Source organism: Winslowiella iniecta, assembly GCF_001267535.1.
Classification (GTDB): Bacteria; Pseudomonadota; Gammaproteobacteria; order Enterobacterales; family Enterobacteriaceae; genus Erwinia; species Erwinia iniecta.
Genome location: NZ_JRXE01000032.1, coordinates 20,022 through 42,095, shown reverse-complemented (window position 1 = coordinate 42,095; position 22,074 = coordinate 20,022). Strand labels below are relative to the sequence as shown.

The following is a 22,074-nucleotide window of genomic DNA, read 5'->3' as shown; positions in this document are numbered from 1 at the left end:
GGATAAAAATAATTACCCTAAGGTCGCAGAATTATATGGTTGCTTCTTTCAGTTTCCAGAAATTCCTTCTGCTTTCCTTACACTCTACTTCCTGCCACTGAACTTTAGTTGAACAAAATCTGAGGTGAATTAGATTCGAACCTCAGATTTAGTGAACAAATTATTGTGTCTAGAACCCTGGTGAAGTTTCAGCCATGGTATTTGACTCTCTGACCGAGATACCCGAGAAAAACACAGCATCCGATGGCTGCATCATAATGCCTTCTTGAATAATTTTATTTTTGAAAAATCCTCTATACTCCGCTTTCCAGTCGCTTTCATAAGAGATGGCTTTACCTTTGAATCCCTCACCAAAGGATTTAGTTGAAAAATCAAACACTACCGTTTTTCCATCTTTAATTGCTGTGACTATATAATGAGGCTCCACTATTTTGTTACCATCATCCTTTTTATCCCAGATATATACAGCACGGCAGCCAAGGCCCTGATAATTTAGCTTTCTTAATTCATCAGTAATAAGACTCATCATCGTTATCGAGCGGTCTCCTTTTGCTTCCATTAAGGATTTTATTTCCGGATTGTTTTTAAACGCAATGAATAACGATTTAAACTGATCATCATCAGAAGCTTTATCCTTAATACCTTCATCTTTGATCATAGCATCCGAATTAGCCGCGCTGAGCGACAACTGATTCGCACTCTTCTCTAATTTAGGGCTGGGTAACATATTATCTGTAAAGTCAAAACCCGCCATACCCGCGTGAGTATAATCACGGAATATGATACGTGTGGCACCGTCGAATTCCTGATATTTTTTCAACCATTCGTCGGGTGAAAGAATATATGACTCTCCAGGTTGATTAAACAGCTTCCCCCCTTCGGGATCGAAGATCTTGTCTTGTCCGTTGAGTTTTCCTGTCAAAACAAAATGAGCCATAGGAACTTGTTTATTTTCGGTCCATATATAAATCCCTCGATATTTTATATTGGTAACACCATTATCTTTTAGCGCATCACCTAATCCTGTCAACATCAAATCCCGGGATTTATTCTCCGTCTGCTCCATTAATTGGTTAACCTTTTTTCCCAGCTTCTCAAAAAAACTTCGTGGATTGAGGACTTCCACTGATGGCTCTGAACTCGAAGATGACATCCAGGATGGCGATGTCAGATCAACCCACTGATCATTCAGAGCCGCCCCATCAGAGTTTTCATTTCTTCTGTCCGGACTATAAGCCTGTAAAGCTAAATCCGCGCTGGTGAAATCCGTATAGCTGATATATTTATCACCCGCTTTCTGTTGATACTCTTTCTCCCACTGATCCTGAGATAAAATTAATGATTTAAGATCGATATCCTTTAACTTATGTGCACCAAGATCGAAAACATAAGACTGGCCATGCTTTTCGGCTATCACCGCAAAATGGTTCTGGGAAGCGACCACATCATGTTCTTTATAAATATCCATGCCACGGAAGCTGAAGTTAGTGAAACCCTGTTTTTCCAACGCCTTTTTAAGCGGTTCCATCAGGTCTCCAGAGCTATCTTTTCCGCTCTGCATCAGGGTTAAAATATCTTTATTCTGTGTGGTAAGGTCGCGCAAGAATCCGCCACTCTTGATGTAGTGGTCCATCAATCGGCCCTGCTGTTTATCATCGGTCAGCACGCTGTCAGGAATAAATACCGCTGCGCCCGGTTTTAATGTCGCGCCAGAATACTTGAGTTTTTTTACGTCACTGTCCGAAAGATTAAAGTAACTGGCGACAACATAAATATCCTCAAATTTCTCATTAGCAATAATTTCCCACCCCGCAGATTTCCTTTTTACTTCTAAGGATTCATCCAGCGGTTCTTTTTTAAATTCCAGCCATGCATCCGTCTGCAGCGCTTTTTCTCCTTCATACAAGCCTGGTGAGCCATAGAATTCATCCGGATACTCATTGAGCGCATCGGTCACAGTATAATAATCTGTGTAAATAATATGTTTTTCCTTCGCCAGCGGCGTGTACGTTTTTTCCCACTCTTCCGGAGAAACGATTAAAGCCCCCTCCAGACCGTCAATCAATTTACCGGCCTCAAGATCGAACAGATAATCCTTGCCATCCTTTTTGCCAATAACAGCAAAATGAGTAACAGGGTCACTTTCACCAGGTTTATGCCAGACATACATTGCACGGAAACGAATATCAGTAAAGTCTAGTTTTTCCAGGGAACGACCGACTAATGGCATTAACTGTTTAGAGTTAATGCTTTTCATGTTTAACAGTGGCGCAATAGCAGGCGAGATATCCTGCAATTGTCGGAACAATGCTGAATTATCATTAAGTTTCTCATATTCAATATTCAGTTCATCTTCTGGAAGAATTAACTTCATACCTTCTTTGAGCTTACCCTCATTAGTTATTTGTGACTGACCATAGTGGTGTAATAACCAGGCAACCTGGCTGTAGGTCAGATATTTTTCATCGGCGATGCTCATCAGGGTATCCCCTGCTTTCACCGTATAAGTCTCGCTATTCTCTGGCTGCTTACTGAACGATGCATTATACGCGGTCCATACTGGTGTCAGCACCGCTCTTATGTCACCGCTCAGTGGGGAAACTCCACCTTCAAAAGTATCGTAGCTGTCTATTGCCTCAGCACCAGTTTTAAAATCCTGAAACAGAACAATTTTTACACTATTCTTGTCACGATATTTATCCAGCCACGCTTCCGGAGAAATGATCAGTGGGCCGGTCGAAGGATTAAACTTATCGGCATCAAGATCGAAAACATATTCTTTACCAAATTTTTTGCCTGTAACGGCATAATGAGTAGCAGGCTTCTCATCGTCCTGATTATCATATCTATAGATAGCGCGATATTTGATATCACTAAACCCTTGCTTTTCAAGACTTTCTGCAACAAGTGGCATTAACTCCTTTGAGTTATCGAAGGCCCCACGCATCAATCGAGGTATCTTAAGGTTGTTCAGTTTAAGAGAATTTAATAGCCTGCCTTTTGCGACAGATTTTTCTAAATCCTTCACCTGGTCTTGTGTCCAGGTTACATCGACCTCAGGTTGTGATGCGGGTTGCTGAACATCTCCTTCTTTCCATGCAAAAGGCATCCCATTCAAATAAGGTAACTTGAGCGCTTCGTAGGGAATATTAAATACTTCACCTGCTTTAAGATTATTGAAATCTTTAATTTTCTGGTTGGCATACTTTAATAATGGGATATACCTGGGTGAAATATTATATTTTTCAGCAATGGAAGCAACCGTATCGCCAGCCTCAATATTATGCGGTTGTATTCCATCGGCATTTTTAAATATATCTTTATTATGTTCAGCATTTGATTTCAGAGCCTCAAGAATAGCACCAATTCTGGCTCCCACATCATTAGCAGTATGATAACCTACAACCCCCGCCTTGGCTTCTTTAACATACTTGAAAAATCCCCAGTTATCCGTCCATAATCTGTGTAAGACAGTTTTCTTTAAAAGCTTCTTCGCGACTTCAGGGCCAACGTTAAATGCGCCATCAACAAGCAGACTGGCTACAAGGTTGGCCAGTATTGCGTCCCGATAAGCATCCTGCACTTCAGGGTTGTCGGCGAACTCCATTTTTGTGAGATCTTTAAGGTATGTCAGTGCCATTGATTTAGCTATTTGTACCATGATCCCAGCTACAGGCCCCAGGGGCAGTAGCCCAATGGCCAGTCCGGTAACGATATCCGCGCCGATAAATCCTGCATCAACGAGGTAATCACGATAAAACTCCCAACTGGTGTGCACATAGGCGTCTAAATCTGCTTTGGAATGGTCGATTTTCATCGCTAGCATTTCCTGACCCATGCTTTTTTCAGTTCGCCGGGAAAAATTCAGCGCATCATGCATCAGTACTCTGGAGAATGCCTTCTCTCTCTCCTCAGGCTTGCCGTATTTATGGCGCGCCTTAGCATTCATGTGATTTAATATCCAGTCCTGCTGATCTTTATCAGTTATGCCGTTGGTACCAATATCGATTATCTGGTATGTACCCGCTAAATCCCATATAAGCATCTGAGCAGGTCTGGTATCCCACTCGAAACCACCTATACGAATCCCAACCACTTCAGAGATGGTATCATCCTTTCCATTGCCAAGTTTCATGATAAAGGGCTTCTCTGCACCATGTAGAACTTTTTCGAGCTCGGGCTTAAATTCCTTTAGCTTATCATCCTTAATTAATAGCTTGGTGGATATCTTAAACGCCGTTTCATACATATTCTCCATGCTGATGTTTTTTTCATTCTTAATAAGATCCAGTTGTTCGTCATACCACTCAATAAAACGGTGCGACAGAGAATCACTATTACGGAAGGCCGAAGTACCGTCCTTATCATAATCCGCTCCTTGCCCCGCGAGGGGGAAACTCCGCGTAAAGCTATTAACATCCCCCATTAGCGCCTGCCTGAACGCTTTAGAGCTTCCCTCAGGCCATATCGGTTTTTTATCGCGATAATCAAACTTTCCGGTCAGGCAATCAAGCACTGAGCCAGTTTCAATGTCATCACCTTTTCGCCACTTCAGCAGAATGTCAGGCGTATTAATTCCGCCACGGTCCTTTTCAGGAAAATCATTAATAATCCCTTGAATAAACTCATTTGCAGCAATCTTAGGGTTAAGAGTGGTCAACCTGACCATAACAGCATTCTGAAAATCGGTTATGCCATTTTTTAATTCAGTCTGGAGAATTTTCATCACTCTGGGGTCTTTAAAGTCAATATTATCCAGATTCAGATCCGGTCGAATAGACCTTTTATTTTTGATGTTATCTTCGAGGGACAAAAGAGCATTTTCCAGATCAGCCGCCTGCTTGTTAACATCCTCCCACGTCTTGTAATAGCTTATATTATGGCTATCGGCTGACAACTTTTTCAGTGCCGCTAAATCCTCTTCACTGCTCGTGCCATTACGGTTAATACTGACTTTGCTAAGCTCAGATAACGATTTCTCAATCCTGATGAGATTGATTTTATCCACCGGGTCAGTGGTGTTTTTCTTGATCTTTTCCAGCGTGGCCGAAAGTTCATTCAGGGTATCGGTTTTTAGCTGCTTCGCTTCGCTTTGAAGATGATTTCGGATCTTAAAACGCTCAGCATGAATTTGATGTTTTAACTCGTCTCTCTGCTTATTGGTTTCCTGCAACTGATCCGCTTGTTGCGTCTCAAACTCAGCAAACGTCTCCTTCAGATCTGTTAATTCCTGCTTGATGTCTTTGACCGCGACATTGGCTAACAGCGGAGCAAATCTCATGTCCTCCGTGGGCAATTTCTTCAGCTCTGCTAATTTTTCCGCTCTTTCACTCTTTGGTAATTTTGCCACCAGCTGTTCCAGTTTCTTATCCTGCTCAGCCTGAATTTTCTTATTTTCCTCTGCCAGTTGTTTCTTCAGCTGGACGATAAGGCCTTTCTTCTGATCTTCAGGATAGCCTTCAAGCGCCTTGTCAATTTCCTGATTCTCCAAATCCTGGCGTTTCTTCAGCTCAACAGATTTCTCCGCGCGTTCACTTTCCGGATATTTTGCCAGCTCCGCCGCGAAAGACTCATCTTCCGCGGTCTGTAATGCCTGCAACTGATTTTCATAACGAGATTCGACACCCTCACCATAAAATTCGTAAAACGGCTTAGTCACGGCAGCAACACCGCTGCTGTCCACCGCACTTTTCATCAGATCATAGGAGAATTTTTCTACCCCGTTCCGCTGTAAGTTATACAGGGCTAAACCGCCGTCCATGACAAGCTGTGGCAGATTTGACAAGGTGAGGTTTAGTAGTTCTTTTGTCAGTTGCATAGTGAAGCTAGCCGTTATCGCCATTTTCTCCTTGGTCGGTTTGCCCTGGCCCGGCATCACCGCTTGCTTCAGATTCTTACAGGCCGAATAGTAAGCGTACGGGAGAATTGCCGCTTTAATCATACTTATGCTCGGCAGAAAATGACGCGGCACCGTGGACAGTAAGCGCGCGGCCGACATGTCGACCGCGGCGCTGACCACTTTACCCACCATGCTGCTCAGGCCCGCCTTTGCCAGAAACTCTGCTGCTCCGGGTATTTTCGCCATCACTTCAGCCACCGTTTCCGGCTTCAGCAGGGTGTTGGCCTCCGCGTCTTTGACCGCCTGCTTCACTCTTGCCAGCATGATGGTCCCGTCCGGGTCATGTCCCTTGGTAAAGTGTTCGGGGATTTTTTTATCAATAATCTCCTCAACCATCTTATCGTACAGCCATGGCATGAACTCGGGATCGCTCTTCATTAGCTGCTTTTTTTGGTCATTAAAATACTCACCAAAATGTAAGGCGATGCGCTGATCCTTTGAGAAGATATCCTTTCCCCTGCCAGTGGCGTCGACTATCGCCCCGTCCATTTCCAGCACCGCGTCCTGCGCACGATAATCTGCTTTTCTGGCATCTACCGCTGCGTGATTAAATGCCGACCGGCTGGCTGAGGCTGAGCCAGGTGCGGTCTCCGTCATCTCCTCCACCGCCCCTTTCAGGGCATGTTCGGCTTCACTAAAATGCTTCTCGGCTTTTTCAATATCCGTTTTAAACGTCTCGAGCTTTTTGTTCAGCGTAGGGTGCTGACTGTGTTGCTGCTGGGCCTCGGCCACTACCGCCCGCAACCCATCTGAGTATCCGTCTACCTCCACGCGGGCGGCAACCAGCGCTGCTGATGCTTCGTTGAACTTCTTCTGCGCCTGCTCACGCTGCTCCACGGGGCTGAGTTTCGGCTGACTGGAAACCGGTTTTCCGACAGCTGGCGCCAGCTTCTGCACCGCAGCCGCCCCCACTGACGCGACGCCCACATCTTCCCCCATCCCATCCAGCACTGACGCTATCGCCCCCGACGGCTGGGTGTATAATAAGCTCGCCCTGGCCAGCACTTCCGCCGCATTTAGCAGCTTTTCAGCGGCATTCTGATGCTTTTTCATCGCCGCCTGTAATGGATGGTAAGCCACTCGCAACTGACCATTGACCTTCTGCACCGCCGCATCCCCACCCGCCATCGCATCCAGCGCCTTTGTCACCGGGGATGAATGCGCATCAATAACCCCGGCTGCGGCCTGCCTGATCGCCTGGTTGCCTTTTTTAACCGTGTTTTCAATCAGTTTTAATGCGTGCCTGGCCACTGCTGGCAGCGTCCGGGCCTGAATGGCCTTGGTTCGCAACAGATCCTTGAACATCGCCGGGGTTTCAAGCCAGGCTTTCTCCATCGACTTTTCCAGCCTTTCCAGAGCGTTGGGTGAGGTCGCTTTCTTTACAAAACGGAAGGCTTTTTTATCAAGGTTTTCCAGTTTCTCCATGCGCGATTTGGGCGGACGGAGCGCATGCTCAATTTTCTTCATCTCCTTACGGAGGTTGGCCAGTTTTTCGTTCGTCAGCCCGGCATGGAATGCCACCGCCTTTGCCCCGCCCTCATCCTGAGACAGCGGGAACAATTTACGCAGCTCTTTATTGAATACCTCCTCAGCCTGTTTAATCTCCTTTCGCGTTTCATGCAGGCCAGTGGCTATGCGCTCTACCATCTCCGGGTATTTTTTCGCCGCATTTGCTGGCAGCTTTTGGTGCTCCCGCATCATAAATGCAATTTTCATCAGCACATCGGTCTGGGCGCGCAGCGTCTTTTTCAAACTGGTTACATCAGCCTGCACATCCCCGTCAGCCGACACGATCGCCAGCGTACTGTTTACCGCTTTTTCTAATGTTTCAGCTATCTCTACCAGTCGCTGATTTCCGCCGTCCACTTTGATGCTATTTTTAAGCGACTGAATCACGGAGCTTTCCAGCTCCAGCGCCTGAATTTTGCTGTTATATCCCTTGCTGCGGTACTCATCCAGCATCGCGAAGCTTTGATCAACTTTGTCCGAGAGCGAGTTTCGCAGATGGTCAATTTGCGAGAAGGTGGGTTGACTGTGTTCAACGGCTTCCATCAGTAAGCCACGCACCTGATCCAGCAGATAAGGCGTTAGATGGCTGCCCTCAGGCAGCAGTTCAGTGATGTTGGTGGGTGGGCTGTTTTCCGGCTTAGGCGCATTCATCACCAGGCCAGTTTTTTCCTGCAGGGTGTCCCTGAATGCCGGAGCCGTCAGCAGCTCCCCCAGCAGTCGAATAATTCCCGGTTCCGTCGACCACTCTTTCCCGGCCTTTCCGGCATCGGCAATCATATGCCCCAGTTCGACTACCGCTTCCGGGAAAACGGAAATCTCGGTCGGTGGAAGCCCGTTTGACACGGTGTTGGCTTCTCCGCCCGCGGCTCCGGGAACGTTGGCAGTGGAACTGATGGGTGACGCTGTGCGACTGAGGGTATCATGGAGAGACATAAATAACGTTTCCTGGATGAAAGATTAAAAATCAAAAATAATGTCCCGATTATTTCCAATATCACTGGAGGATTCTTAAGGTTTCAGCAAGGTTCTTTGGTTTTCTGACGGGCGCAGGCGTTGATTAAGATCTTTTCAGGAACGGATAAAACAGCAGGCAGTTAATGCGTTGGGAATAAGCGACAGAAATAAAAATAGCCCGCTTATAGCGGGCTATTTTTATGGGAAAGCGGGGAAAAACAGCTTACTTGTTTTTCGCACGCTCAAAAGAGGTGACGATCTCAGCTTTGGCAGCTTCAGCGTTGTCCCAGCCTTCTACTTTCACCCATTTGCCTTTTTCCAGCGCTTTGTATTGCTCGAAGAAGTGAGTGATTTGCGCGCGCAGCAGTTCTGGCAGGTCGTTCACATCTTTGATGTGATCATACTCTTTAGACAGTTTGGTGTGCGGAACGGCAACCAGTTTCGCATCTTCACCTGATTCGTCAGTCATTTTCAGCACGCCAACCGGGCGGCAACGAATAACGGAACCCGGTTGCAGCGGATAAGGGGTAGGTACCAGCACGTCAACCGGATCACCATCCAGAGACAGAGTGTGGTTGATGTAACCATAGTTGCACGGGTAGAACATGGCGGTTGACATAAAACGGTCTACAAATAGCGCGCCAGACTCTTTATCCACTTCATATTTAATAGGATCCGCGTTTGCCGGGATCTCAATGATCACATAGATATCTTCTGGCAGGTCTTTACCCGCGGGAACATGGTTCAAACTCATCTCGTATTCCTTCAATAGTCTTCAGTCGAGTGACGGCTATTATAGCCAACTGCTGCGGAAAGTATTCCCCCTTTTTCCGCTTTCAGACCCTGCCCTAATGGCACGGCCACGCTGATAAATCGTCACTGCCATAAGAAAAGTTATTGATGATGATAACGTCCCCACAACGCGCTAATCACCTCGGAGGAACTGCGGCAAGCATTCAGCAGCAGCACCGTCTGTGGCTGCTCGCCATGACTTTGCAGAAGTTGTTGTCGCAGTTGCTGCTCACCCAGCTGCAATTGTGCCAGTAGCTGGTCGCGCACCAACCCCTGAGTATCACGCCTCAGTCGGTTTTCCAGTACGGTTAAACGGGCCATAAGACTCTCCTTAGAATAACTCAATGAGTAAGGGGTAATGAAACCAGGCGCTCGCCCTGCATCAGGCTGATTGAAGAGCGACTCAGTGCATAAATCTTGTACCCGTTAGGCAATATCGCCCCCTGCTGCACACGCATGTTGTTAGCCAGCTGCAGATAGACCGAGTCGATGTTACCGCCGACACTGATCACCGCGGCAGGTAACAAATTGGCCGTCGCACCGGTCGGGATGTTCTGGAAACGTGATAACAGCCGTGGCTTGCCATCATGGTTAAACTCCGTGATTAACTGCACCATCTTTGCCGCATGCTGCTTATCCAGTTGCCCATTAATCAGCAACTCTTTACCCACCACCCGCACGCTCATCCCTTCCAGTAAATCATTCTGCTTTAGCTTCTCCAGCAGCCGCTGGAACAGTTCGGCCTGATCATTGACCACTTTCCAGTGTTTCAGGTACTTAACATCCTGCAACCGGGCGCTGGCCCGTAACCAGGCCGCATCACCTTTAATAGCGCCATGAATTTCAATGCTATCCGGCGAACCACTACTGGTTAAATCGATATCGTAATAGCCATTTAATGCCAGTACCTGGCGCACCTGCTGATGTAATGCATCAACGCCGAGACTTTGGTCGTAAAAGTGCAGTCCATGGTTACGCAGTTCCTCGCGCAATTGCGCAATACTCTGCGAGGAAACGCTTAAGCCGCTGAGCCAGACGATACCTTGTTGATCGATACGCGCTTCCAGCCCCGCCAGCTCAGGCTTTTTCATCGTTTGGGCCAGCCACTGGTGCGGGTCAAATGTCACGACCGGTTCCGGTTGGTGTCTGGTGAACCCCCATACCGCCAGCGCCACCAGTACGCTGAAGACCAGCGCCCACACCCATAAGTCACTTTTCTGCTGCTGTGCTTTTACAGTCGCCACCACGCCACGAGGCGGTAATGTCAGCGATGGCAGCATGCTCTCTGCCGGGCCCAGAACTAATCCAAGGCCCGCCAGATCAATCGCTTTGCCGTGGGGTAACGGTTGGGTGGTGTCCCAGGGTTTGCCATCGACCCATGCCGGGATGGCCGGGGACAGCGTAATCCCCTCTGCCGTGACCGTCAGCACCGTGGTCACTCCCTGTTCCAGTGGCAGTGCAATGTCCGCATCGCTGCCGCCGAGGCGCGTTTCACCGGCCGGTAGATCCAGCTCACGCCCCGCCAGTGGGCCGTTCAGCCATTTGAGTTTAAATAAAAATTCCATATGGGCTCCAGGATCAGGACTGGGTAGAGGGTTCAGCCTTAATCAGGAACAGACGAACCGTGCTGCGGGTGTTTTTCTGCTTGGACCGGAACAGGCTACCCAGCAGCGGAATATCACCCAGTAATGGGATTTTACTTACCCCTTCACTGTTTTCGTTCTGCACAAATCCTCCCAGTAACAAACTCTGGCCAGCACGCAATAGCGTCTGGGTAGAGACTTCAGAACTCAATGTTTGCGGCAGCGGCTCCTGCGTACTGGTGGAGTCAATCTGTCGTCCGTCCTGGATTACCAGTTTCAGCATCATCTGTTTTTGCCCATTTTCATCAATCAGGCGCGGCGTAACGCGTAGCAAGGTGCCAGTTGAAATCGATTCCACTTTGGCGACGTTTTCCGCCAACAGTTTGGTATGGAAAGTAATACTGCGATCCAGTATTGCCTGGGTGTTATCCAGCGTCACAACCGAAGGGCGTGAGAGGATTTGCGCTTTCGCATTCTGCTGCAATGCATTAAGTCGAATCATAAAACTCGGTGTATTCGAGATAACCGAGGAAAAATTGTTGGCATTGGCTTCACCGTTGCTGTTAAAGCTAACGCGCCCACCGCCGATCTGGGTCGACATCGCCCAGTCAATGCCTAATGAGCTGAGATCCTGAGCATTGACATCAATGATCAGCACCGCGATTTCAATCAGCGCTGGCTTGCGGTCAAACTCCTTAATCAACTTTTCATACAGCGGCATAGTGATTTTGCGGTCGCGCACAATCACTGCGTTTTGCTGAATATCAGCAGAAAACATCGGCAGAGAACGGTCAGCAGGTTGCTGTTGCCCCTGGTTTTCCTGCAACGGCAGCGTGCGTCCCTGCGCCATCTCTTTCAGCATACTGACAGTGCCGGGCACCACCACCTGCTGACCGCGATAGTTATAACTACTGTCTGCGGCGCTGGCATATTTCAGCGGGAAGAAGCGAATAATTTCCTGATTCTGATCGTGATTCAGCTTCTGTTCGTCAATGCGCTTTGAAACGGTATCGACACGTTTAAGGCAAATCGGTACGCCCTCAACCTGCAACGCATTTGATGCCGGCAGTTTGCGCACCCGGCAGTTACGCTTGTCCAGAATGCCGCTGGTGGTGAGCTGGCGCGTCAGGGTATCCACCGTCAGATAAGTAGGCGTAATCAACTGGCTGCTGACTTCCTGCGCTTTATAGATATAAATCGCCTGGCCGTCGTAATACCACGCCAGTTTATGTTGACGTGCCAGATGGTCCAGCGCCTCAGCGGGTGACATATTCTGAATAACGCCGATAAACGGCTCATCAACCTGCTTGCTCACCACCACCGGTACGCCATAGTTGGCACCAAAATCTTGCAGCACGTCGGTCAGTTTACTGCCGCGGCTGGAAAGGAAAAATGGCGAATTATCCTGCCACGGAATGGTTGCCATCACCTGAGTGCTGGCAAATAACATCGCGAAGCCACACGCCCAATACATACTGCGTTTCATCGCCATCCCTCTGCTGGATTAGTGTTCATTTCTGCTGCGCCATGTCGGGCCAGCCAGTCGCAAACCGCCAGTTGCTGATTCAGCGCGGCTTCCCACTGAATGGTGGGTTGAGGATCGTTATGACGCCGAATCAGCATTAACCGGTTGGCTTCGAGAATCAGGCAATCGTTAATACAAGCGCGAACGGCAGCAAACCACAGGCAAACGCGCTGGAGCCAGTCAATATCACTGATGATCAGGCCGGTATCTATCGCGACGCAGATGGCTTGCGGATAGCAAACACACCAGGCCGGAGTATCGGCAATGTTCAGTATCAGGCGGTCGCTGCGAGATTCATTCACGCGGACCCACTCCACTGCGGCAAGGGAGTCGGGGAGTTTCATAGGTTCTCGATTGCATTGGAAAAAGAGGCGCTATTGTGAAAATTTTCCGCTGAAAGGGGTATCAGGTAATGACCTGAACTGGTGCACAGAAAGGCGTAGCGAGGGTAAGCGGTGAAATGAGTTTTTATTAATCAGCGATCCACTGGTGGATTTATAACCACTTTATGTTCAATGATTTGAAGACGGATGGCTGATTTTCTGATTTTGACCCGGGAAGGCTCTCAGGTAGTCCGGGAAAGTTCTGTAAGCCGTTTTCACTATAATTTTCCGAATACCTAACTATAAAGCCAGTGATTAATTTTATTATGATAATTTCACCAGAGATGTCGTCCGCCACGAAGCGGGTCGTGTTGATCGAAGATCATTCCTTAATAAGTGATGGAGTAAAACAATTATTGTCGTCACTGCCAGGTTATCAGGTGGTAGGCGAAGTCACCGACGGTTTAGAAGCCTATGCCGCTTGCCAGCGTATGGCACCGGATCTGGTATTAATGGATTTAGGCCTGCCAGGCATGGACGGTATTGATGTCATCTGCCAGTTGAAACAGCGCTGGCCGGAACTGAAGATCATGGTGTTGACCGCTAACAGTAACGAGCATCGTGCGCGAGCGGCGCTTGAAGCAGGTGCAATCGCCTATATTCTGAAGAAAAGTTCACAGCAGACCCTGCTGGCCGCCCTTCAGACCGTTACCGCAGGCCGTCCATTTGTTGATCCGGCCCTGGACCAGCAGCAGATTAGCGAAAAACCGAGCTTAGACGGCACGGTCAGCCTGACGGTGCGTGAGCGACAAATCCTCAAGCTGATTGCCCAGGCACTGCGGAATCGTGATATTGCGGAAAACCTGAAGATCACCATAAAAACCGTGGAAACTCACCGCCTCAACCTGATGCGTAAGCTGAATGCCCACAGTGCGGTGGCCCTGACTAACTGGGCTGTGCGCCTGGGTATTCACGACAACTAAGCCGGCGGCTCCGACCGCCCCGACGCCACGACCAACCGACTAAGCAGCGCCTGCATCTGTTGCTCTGCTGGCCACTTACCGTGGCGAACCTCGGTTTCCAGCTGTTCGCTGGCGTGGAAAATGTCATCAATACCCGCTAATCCCGCACAGCCTTTGAGCGCGTGCAACAACGCCAGCAACGTATGCTGTTGTTGTTGTTGCCAGCTCTCTTCAATACGCTGAGCAAACGAATGTAAGGTGGCGCGCAGCTTATTCTGCATCTCAGCATCCTGTTCAGCATCGAGTAATGGCCGTTGTAACAGCTCATTAGGCATCAGCTCAGTTCCCCGTGCCAGTTGCACCATCACCACGTGATCAATCACCTGCATCAATTTTTCCATCCGCAACGGCTTGGCAAGATAACCATTCATCACGCTCTGTTTTACCCGCTCACGATCAACAGACAGCGTATTCGCGGTCAGGGCAATAATCGGCGTATCTTCATCCAGTATGCCGGAAAGCGGAGCACGCCAGCGCTCGGCGGTTTCAAAGCCATCCATGTCCGGCATGCGCAAATCCATCAACACCATGTCATAAACGTTTAGCCGGCCGGCATCAAGCGCTTGCGCTCCCGAAGCGACGCTGTCCGGCTGGTGACCCAGACCGCGCAATATCTTGCTGACGATATCCCGGTTCGTCGCAATATCATCCACAACCAGCACTTTGAGTGACCATGGGCTGAGCGTCGGAACCGCGCTGCTCTCTTCCTTGTAAACTTTTCCATAAATCGTCGCCAGCTGGCGATGCAGACGGCCAGGCAGATACACCAGTGCCGGTGACGCGAGCAGAGGATGTTCTCCCTCTTGTGGGGTGATGCCCCACAGCTGTAGCTGCTGGTGCAGCACAGCCGGAGCCAACAGCGTGCCGCTAAAGCTCTCCAGATTTTTACCTGGGTGGTTGATGGGCAGTAACAAGGTAAAGCAGGAGCCTTTGCCGGGTTGACTGGTGACCTTAATTTCTCCCCCCATCAACTGGGCCAGCATTGCGGAAATCGTCAACCCCAGGCCATTGCCGCCGCTGTGCTCGCTGACCTGAACAAACGGACGAAAGATGGTTTGCAGATGCTCAGGCGAAATACCTTTACCGCTATCCTCCACCGAAATCATCAGCAAATTACCTTGCCGCCTGACCTGTAACCGCACCTCGCCCTGTTCGGTGAATTTGATCGCGTTGGCCAGCATATTGATCAGGATCTGTTTCACGCGGATCTGACTGATCTCAATGCTTTCCGGCAGATTGGCTACCACCAGGCTGGAGAGTTTTAGCCCTTTCGCATTGGCGCTGACACAAACCGTGGTCAGCACCCGGTCCAGCAGCGGCAACAGTTCGGTCGATGCATACGACATCTGCAACTGCCCGGCTTCGATATGATTGTAATCCAGTAAATTGTTGATAATGGACAGCAAGTAATCGGCTGACGTGTGCGCCGTTTCCACCAGCTCTTGCTGTTCAGACGTCAGTCTGGAGCGCTGTAGCAAGTTAAGCGCCCCGACCACACCGTTCATTGGCGTGCGTATTTCATGGCTGATGCTGGCCATATGAATGCTTTTGCTGCTACTCAGCTGCTCGGCACTGCGCCGGGCGTCATCCAGTGCCCGGGTTCGCTCGTGCACGCGTTTTTCCAGCGTTTCATAGTGTGCTCTGATCACCACCAATAACCGGTTATACGCTCTGGCAATACGCCCAAGCTCATCATTGCGACCTTCGGTTAATGAATGAGCCCAGTCCATAAAACGGAAGCGATCCACGACATCAACAAAACGCCGTAACGGGCGGATAACCTGATGAAGCAAAACCCAATAGATAATTGCCAGCAGCGTCAGCCACACCGCCGCGACCGGCGGCAGCGTCCACAGCTGCGATTCCAGTGCCCTGATCACCATTTTTTGCTGCGGATAACGGGCAATTAATTGCCAGCCAGGCCCTTTCAGTGGTTTGCAAACGTAATTAAAGCCTTGATAAAGCACCGTATGATTTGACTGACAACGTGACAACATCTCAAAAGGAAACTCGTCGGCCGGAATGGCTTTTTCCTGCGAGCTGAGTGGCAACAGATGGTTCGCGGCATCCAGCATGGCAAAAGCGATCCCCTCATTCAGCTCGGGATTCAGCTCCGGCATATGCCAGACGTCCAGATTGATACCAGAAATCGCATCACTATCAGGCAGTTGTAGCGTCACCGGCACATAGAGCCGATTAGCGGTGCGAAACGGTGCTCCCCAGTGAAAACCGGAGTCGGGATGCTGCTTGCTGAGGGCCAGCAACTCGGCAGCGCGCTGCTGCAAAACGTGTTTATCTGCTGAGTCCGGATGGTAAACAATCATCCCCTGCTGCGGCAGAATCAGGTAAATCGCTTCGCTTTCACCGGCGTTACCGAACAGTTTTACCGCCTGCATCGCTTTGTATAACTGGGGATTTTCGGCATGCATCTGGTTATCAGCAAACGGAATAAACATGACATCGTGGGCATTAAGATTAAGCGTGATCCCTTCCGGCAATGCGCGCCACACCTCCAGAAAGGTCTTTAACCGGTGCTGAGCCTGAAAATAGTGATTGTTCTGTTCATTGACCAGCGCACCGACCTCTAACACCAGCTCGTTGCGCAGCGTGGTCTGTTTGTCGACATAGCGTGACCAGAACTGCACCGATTCAGTGACCAGGCCGAACAGACCGATAATGCAGCTCACTATCAGCATCAGACGAAAAAGTAACGAGGTTGCCCAGAGCTTACCCATAAAAATACCCGTCCGGTAAAGGCACTATCGCCTTCCAGTGGCGTGCTGTTCAGGTGTTTACCTGATAGTGCTGTGGCCAGCTTTTGATGATGATACCCGGCCTGAAGAGTCATTACAGCAGACTCTTTATCCATCAATTATCAGAGAGACCGGATGGAATTACAAACTGAACGGCGACTGGAGAAATTCCTGCAGTTAGCCGACCTGACGGCACAACGTATTGAAGATCGCATGGAGTTTTCTTTGCCTCCGTTTCAGCTTTATATCGAATCCCTTGATGAGCACATCCTGCTGACACTGGGTCGTGAAGTGGAAGCGGCTTATCAAGTTGAAGTGATGAAGAAGTTACTTACTGCCTGCCATCCCAGTCGTACTCAGGGCACACCCGTTCGCGTCTGGCAACTGCACGGGCGGCAAATGCTGAGCTGTGCGCCAACCAAAGAGAGTGAAATCGCTCACTGGCTGGCGTGCATGCAAACCATGCGTCGCCTACTTGAAACCACCGCAGGAGGTAACCGGTGAATCAGATGAAACGCGTCCTGATCATGCTTTCGGGCCGCCAGGATATTGTGCTGGCAGCCATGCTGCTGGTGGCAATATTTATGATGATTGTTCCACTGCCGACCGGGCTGGTGGACTTTATGATCGCCATCAATCTGACCATTTCAGTCATCCTGTTGATGATGGCACTGTACATCAAAAACCCGCTGGAATTTGCTGCCTTTCCGGCAGTTTTGCTGATTACCACGCTTTACCGTCTGGCACTGACCATCAGCACCACGCGCCTGATTCTGCTGCAAGCGGATGCCGGTGAGATCGTCTACACCTTTGGTGAATTTGCGGTGGGCGGTAACCTTGGCGTCGGCTTAATCGTCTTTCTGATCATTACCATTGTACAGTTTATCGTTATTACCAAAGGTTCGGAGCGTGTCGCTGAAGTAAGCGCCCGCTTCTCGCTCGATGCGATGCCGGGTAAGCAAATGAGTATCGACGGCGATCTGCGTGCCGGTGCCATTGATGGCGATCAGGCCAAGCGCCTGCGTAATCAGGTACAGAAAGAGAGTCAGTTGTACGGTGCAATGGATGGTGCGATGAAGTTCGTCAAAGGTGACGCCATCGCCGGTATTGTTATCATTCTGGTCAACATTTTGGGCGGTACCGCGATTGGCGTGATGATGCATGGCCTGAGTGCCAGCGAAGCGCTGTCGGTCTACGCCATTCTGTCCATCGGTGACGGCTTAGTCAGCCAGATCCCGGCGCTGCTGATCTCAATCACCGCCGGTATTATCGTTACCCGCGTCAGTGGCGAAGAACAGCAGAACCTTGCCAGTGACCTCGCGCAGCAGATTGGTAAACAGCCACAGGCGCTGATGCTGGCGTGTGTGGTATTGCTGGTGTTTGCGTTGATCCCCGGTTTTCCGGCTATCTACTTTATTATGCTGGCGGCACTGCTGTTCGTCGTGACCTGGTGGGCGAAAAGAAAACGACTCGCCAGCGCGGATGCCGTACCCGGTGTGTCAACAGGCGAGAGTGGTAGCGACGGCAGCTCTGCTACCGGCAATATGACCCCGGGCGCAACCCCGCTGATGCTGCGCCTCTCAACCGATCTGGCCCGCTCCAATCAGCTTTCCGGCAAGCTTAACGCGTTCCGCTTCCGCAAATTTGAAAAACTGGGCATCCCGTTGCCAGAAATTGTCATGCAACAAGACGCCTCGCTGGAGCCGGGTACGCTGAAAATTATGCTGTATCAGGAACCGGTACTGAACGTGCAGATTCCGCAAGGTTTGCTGCTGGCCGACATGATGTCCCCGCCACTGCCGCAGGCACAGCAGAGTGTCAGTCTGCCGTTTGGTGGTCTTAGTCTACAGTGGATCGCACCGGCAGATCAGGATGCGCTGACCGCCGTTGGCGTGACGCTTTATCAGGGTGAGGATCGCCTGATCCATTGCTTATCAATGCTGATCGATCGCTATGCCGGTGAATTTATCGGCGTGCAGGAGACCCGTTTCCTGATGGATGGCATGGAAAGCCAGTATTCCGATTTGATCAAAGAGGTACAGCGCCAGTTGCCGATTGGCCGCATTGCCGACGTGCTGCAACGCCTGGTGTCAGAACAAATTTCGATTCGCGATCTGCGTAGCATCTTTGAGGCACTGATCGAATGGGCGCCGCGTGAAAAGGATCCGATCATGCTGGTGGAATATGTTCGTATCTCACTGCGTCGCCATCTGTTAAGCCGCTTCCGTGGCGATCAACCCTGGGTCAGTTGCTGGATGATCGGTGATGTGATCGAAGGCATGATCCGCGAAGCAATCCGTCAAACCTCTGCCGGTTCCTACTCCGCGCTGGATCCTCATCTTTCACAGCAGATTATCGACCAGATCCGCGTCGCGGTGCAAGAGAACGAAAAACAGAACAACGTGCTGATTACCGCCATCGATGTACGCCGCTTCTTGCGACGGGTCATTGAACGTGATTTCTATGCGCTGCAAGTGTTGTCGTTCCAGGAGATTGGCGAAGAAATTGAGCTGCGCGTGATTGGCAACATCGATCTGATCGGAGATCAATAAAATGCGTTTTCCTCAACCGGAATTGATCCTTTCCATGCTGGAGCAGCGGCTTAGTTTACGGCCAGCCATCGAAGGAGTGGGTGTGAAGCTGGCGGGTAAAGTGGTGGAAATTGGCCCGACGCTACTGCGCGCCTCACTGCCTAACGTCAGCATGGCGGAGTTATGCCGACTGGAACCCACCGGTATTGAAGCAGAAGTGGTCGCCATTGAAGGCAACTACGCGATGCTTTCTCCATTTAGCGAACCACTGGGCGTCACCACCGGCAGCGACGTGATACCGAGTGGCAGCGTACATCAGCTACAACTTGGCGATTTTCTGTTAGGCCGGGTACTGGACGGGCTGGGCCGCCCCATCGACGATTTTCCCCTGCCTGAGGGCGGTGAATTGCGTTCGTTAGAAGGTGATGCGCCCAACCCCCTCACCCGCACGCTGATTGATACCCCGCTACCGTTAGGTGTGCGAGCCATTGATGGCTTGCTGACCTGCGGCATGGGGCAGCGTATCGGTATTTTCGCCGCTGCTGGCGGCGGCAAAAGCACCCTGCTGGGGATGATCTGTGACGGCAGTCTGGCGGATGTCATCGTACTGGCGCTGATCGGTGAAAGGGGCCGTGAGGTACGCGAATTCCTTGAGCATACCCTGAGTGAAGAGGCGCGCGCCCGCTGTGTGATGGTGATCGCCACCTCGGACCGCCCGGCACTGGAGCGTCTGAAAGCCGCTTATACCGCCACGGCGATTGCTGAGTATTTCCGTGACCATGGGAAAAACGTGTTGTTGATGATGGACTCACTGACACGGTTTGCCCGCGCATCGCGCGAAATCGGCCTGGCAGCGGGCGAGCCTGCGCTGGCAGGCGGTTATCCACCCAGTTTCTTTGCCCGTCTGCCGCGTCTGCTGGAGCGCGCCGGGCCAGCCGAAACCGGCAGTATTACCGGAATTTATACCGTGCTGGTTGAGGGCGATAACCTCAACGAACCGGTGGCCGATGAAGTGCGTTCGATTCTCGACGGCCATATTGTGCTGTCGCGCAAACTGGCACAAGCCAACCACTATCCGGCCATCGATATCGCCGCCAGTGTCAGCCGAATTATGTCGATGGTCACCGATGACGAACATCGTCAACGCGCCGGTAAACTCAGGCGGTTGATGGCGGCATGGAAAGAGATCGAACTGTTGGTGCGTGTCGGTGAATACCAGCAAGGTCAGGATCCGCACGCCGATGAGGCGATGGAACGCAAAGACGCCATCAGTGACTTTCTGTGTCAGTCCGTGGCTGAGAAAAACGATTTTTACGAAACGCTGGACTTGCTATGCCAGACAGTCGACTGACGCTATCGACCCTGCTGTCGCTGAAGAAGCGTCGTGAACGGCGTATTCGCCGCGAAATCACGCGCCTCGATCGCGAAGGTGATGAACTGAATCAACGTAAGCAGCAATTATTACAGGCACACCAGCAATTATGGCAGCAGTGGCGTGAAAGCAGCGGCCAGGAACAGACGCTCACGCCACAACAGTGGAAGTTATATCGGGCTCAGCTGGCTGGCTATTATCAGCAGGATCACGCCCTGCAATCGCAGGTAGCAGTCACAGACAATATGTTCAGCCGCTTGCAAATGGAAAAAGACGATCAGCATTTATTGTTGCGGCAAGTGCTGATGGAACAAGAAAAACTCAACATTCTTATGGAGTAAATATGCATATTCCACCCATTTCACATCGTCAGTGGGGGGTAAGCCAACAGGGCGCTGAGGAGCATCATCCTTCTGAAGAGCAGGACAAGCAGCGCTTTGCCTCATTACTGGGACTGTCGCCAAAGAAGCGGGACTCTTCGTCGACGATCGCCGGTAATCGCGGATCGGATACCCGGAACAAAACCTTCCACTGGGAGGGTGCTAATGGTTTGCCAATGACTGTTGACCTGAAGCTAAAAAATGCCTTAACCAGCAGTTGGTTGCGCTGGCGGCTGACCAATGGCCCGCTGGCAGGGCTGGAAATTGAAGCCTGCCGCCAAAGTGATGAAATGGCTATCCGTCTGCGCGCAGAGGATTTAGCGCAGTTGCTAAAACGGCTTGGCTCTGCCAGCCAACTGGAACAGCAGCTGTCCAGGCAGTTTAACTGCCATGTGAAAGTGGAGATGAGTCATGCGCATTCCGGGGCTGAGTAAACAGCAGGGTGAACTGATTAAGAAAGCAGGACATGGCGTACAGCTGACCACTGAGCAAGGCAGCATGCAGTTATCGTTCCGCCAGCAAAGCGCTGCCAGCGGTTTGATCCTGCATGCCCGGCGCGACGATCAGCCGATAACGCTATGGCTGGATGAGCAACAGTGGTGCCAGTGGGTAGAACCGATGCTGGCAATTCCTTCGCTGGCGCTGGCTCCTGCCGAATTGCACGATCTGTTAGCGCACTGGACGCTGGCAGACGTCAGCGAATGCTTTGACGGTAATGACTTACCGTGGCCCGAGGCGCATTCACTGCAAACGGGTGACGCACCATCAGGGCTGGGCTGGCAACTGAATATTCGGCGTGAAGATCGGTGTCTGGCGCTGCGCCTGCTCAGCGGTGCTGAAAGCTGGATCGATAAGCTGTCGGATAATATGTTTCCCGAGAACACCTGGGATAGCGCGGCCGAGTTGCCCCTCACGGCCAGTCTGCTGGCTGGCTGGAGCAAAATCGACGCCGCGCAACTCAAAGCGCTCAAGCCAGGCGATGCGCTAATGTTGCAAAAAAGCTTGCAGGTGAATCACGGGCAAGTTGCCCTGTTTCTTGAACGCCCACTTGCCGTTATCGAGCAAGGGAGCGAGAGCAACACTTTTTATATCGAGGAAATGATGAGCGATTTTGAAGACTGGATGGACATTACCCCTTCATCTGAAGTTAACACCAGTGTGGAACAGGCTCTGAATGAAGCCATGGTGAGCGTCACGGTGGAAGTGGCACAACTGACGGTTTCGCTCCAGGAGCTAAGCAGAATGGAGGCCGGTGGAATGTTGTCGGGTGTCGTCAGCCAGGACAGCCTGGTCACACTGAAAGTGGGCAACCGTGCCATTGCACGTGGCACTCTGCTGGAGTTTGATTCGCAGCTGGCGGTGAAAATCGATCATCTTTGCTGAGATACTCGCCAGGGTAAAACCAGGGTATTCACCTGATAGGCCCAGCGT

The 22,074-nt window shown here is 50.7% G+C and carries 14 protein-coding genes; 7 read left to right on the top strand and 7 right to left on the bottom strand.

Features of this window, described 5'->3' with window-relative positions; translation table 11 throughout:
* Positions 1-169: 169 nt before the first annotated feature.
* The 6 genes from NG42_RS18995 to NG42_RS18970 all read right to left on the bottom strand — a co-directional run bounded on the left by NG42_RS18995 (position 170) and on the right by NG42_RS18970 (position 12,564).
* On the bottom strand, positions 170-8,341 hold the full coding sequence (locus NG42_RS18995; protein ID WP_052902140.1) for a LysM peptidoglycan-binding domain-containing protein: 8,172 nt from the start codon (positions 8,339-8,341) through the stop codon (positions 170-172).
* Between the two features lie 244 nt (positions 8,342-8,585).
* Positions 8,586-9,116, bottom strand: a complete 531-nt coding sequence (gene ppa, locus NG42_RS18990) for an inorganic diphosphatase (RefSeq protein ID WP_052902138.1) — start codon at positions 9,114-9,116, stop codon at positions 8,586-8,588.
* Positions 9,117-9,256: 140 nt separating this feature from the next.
* Complete coding sequence (locus tag NG42_RS18985; RefSeq protein ID WP_052902136.1) at positions 9,257-9,475, bottom strand: EscE/YscE/SsaE family type III secretion system needle protein co-chaperone; 219 nt, start codon at positions 9,473-9,475, stop codon at positions 9,257-9,259.
* 20 nt (positions 9,476-9,495) lie between these two features.
* Entirely contained in the window at positions 9,496-10,719 is a 1,224-nt protein-coding gene (gene sctD, locus NG42_RS18980; protein WP_052902133.1) for a type III secretion system inner membrane ring subunit SctD, read from the bottom strand.
* Positions 10,720-10,732: 13 nt separating this feature from the next.
* Positions 10,733-12,229, bottom strand: a complete 1,497-nt coding sequence (locus NG42_RS18975; protein ID WP_420911322.1) for an EscC/YscC/HrcC family type III secretion system outer membrane ring protein — start codon at positions 12,227-12,229, stop codon at positions 10,733-10,735.
* Positions 12,220-12,564, bottom strand: a complete 345-nt coding sequence (locus NG42_RS18970; protein WP_052902131.1) for a hypothetical protein — start codon at positions 12,562-12,564, stop codon at positions 12,220-12,222. The genes NG42_RS18975 and NG42_RS18970 overlap by 10 nt, the downstream gene beginning before the upstream one ends.
* Positions 12,565-12,929: 365 nt before the next feature.
* On the opposite strand from NG42_RS18970, the gene NG42_RS18965 reads away from it, so the two are divergent.
* Positions 12,930-13,568 (top strand): two component system response regulator, encoded by a 639-nt coding sequence (locus tag NG42_RS18965; RefSeq protein WP_052902181.1) that lies wholly within the window; start codon positions 12,930-12,932, stop codon positions 13,566-13,568.
* On the opposite strand, the gene NG42_RS18960 is transcribed toward NG42_RS18965, so the two are convergent.
* Complete coding sequence (locus NG42_RS18960; protein ID WP_053115936.1) at positions 13,565-16,342, bottom strand: two component system sensor kinase; 2,778 nt, start codon at positions 16,340-16,342, stop codon at positions 13,565-13,567. The two genes, NG42_RS18965 and NG42_RS18960, sit on opposite strands and share 4 nt — an antisense overlap.
* A 153-nt stretch (positions 16,343-16,495) precedes the next feature.
* Here NG42_RS18960 and NG42_RS18955 point away from each other — a divergent pair, with 153 nt between their 5' ends.
* The 6 genes from NG42_RS18955 to sctQ are packed head-to-tail and all read left to right on the top strand — an operon-like array spanning position 16,496 to position 22,026.
* Positions 16,496-16,864, top strand: a complete 369-nt coding sequence (locus NG42_RS18955; RefSeq protein WP_052902129.1) for a secretion system apparatus — start codon at positions 16,496-16,498, stop codon at positions 16,862-16,864.
* A gap of 5 nt (positions 16,865-16,869) precedes the next feature.
* A complete protein-coding gene (locus tag NG42_RS18950) occupies positions 16,870-18,912 on the top strand; it encodes an EscV/YscV/HrcV family type III secretion system export apparatus protein (RefSeq protein ID WP_052902179.1) in 2,043 nt (680 codons plus the stop codon).
* A gap of 1 nt (position 18,913) precedes the next feature.
* Positions 18,914-20,242, top strand: coding sequence for an EscN/YscN/HrcN family type III secretion system ATPase (locus NG42_RS18945; RefSeq protein ID WP_052902126.1), 1,329 nt, complete (start codon positions 18,914-18,916; stop codon positions 20,240-20,242).
* Entirely contained in the window at positions 20,224-20,604 is a 381-nt protein-coding gene (locus NG42_RS18940; protein ID WP_052902124.1) for a hypothetical protein, read from the top strand. Before NG42_RS18945 ends, NG42_RS18940 begins: the two co-directional genes overlap by 19 nt.
* 2 nt (positions 20,605-20,606) lie before the next feature.
* On the top strand, positions 20,607-21,077 hold the full coding sequence (locus tag NG42_RS18935) for a hypothetical protein (RefSeq protein ID WP_052902121.1): 471 nt from the start codon (positions 20,607-20,609) through the stop codon (positions 21,075-21,077).
* Positions 21,055-22,026 carry a type III secretion system cytoplasmic ring protein SctQ gene (gene sctQ, locus NG42_RS18930; RefSeq protein ID WP_052902119.1) on the top strand — a complete coding sequence of 324 codons (972 nt, stop codon included), beginning with the start codon at positions 21,055-21,057 and terminating at the stop codon, positions 22,024-22,026. Before NG42_RS18935 ends, sctQ begins: the two co-directional genes overlap by 23 nt.
* Positions 22,027-22,074: the final 48 nt, after the last annotated feature.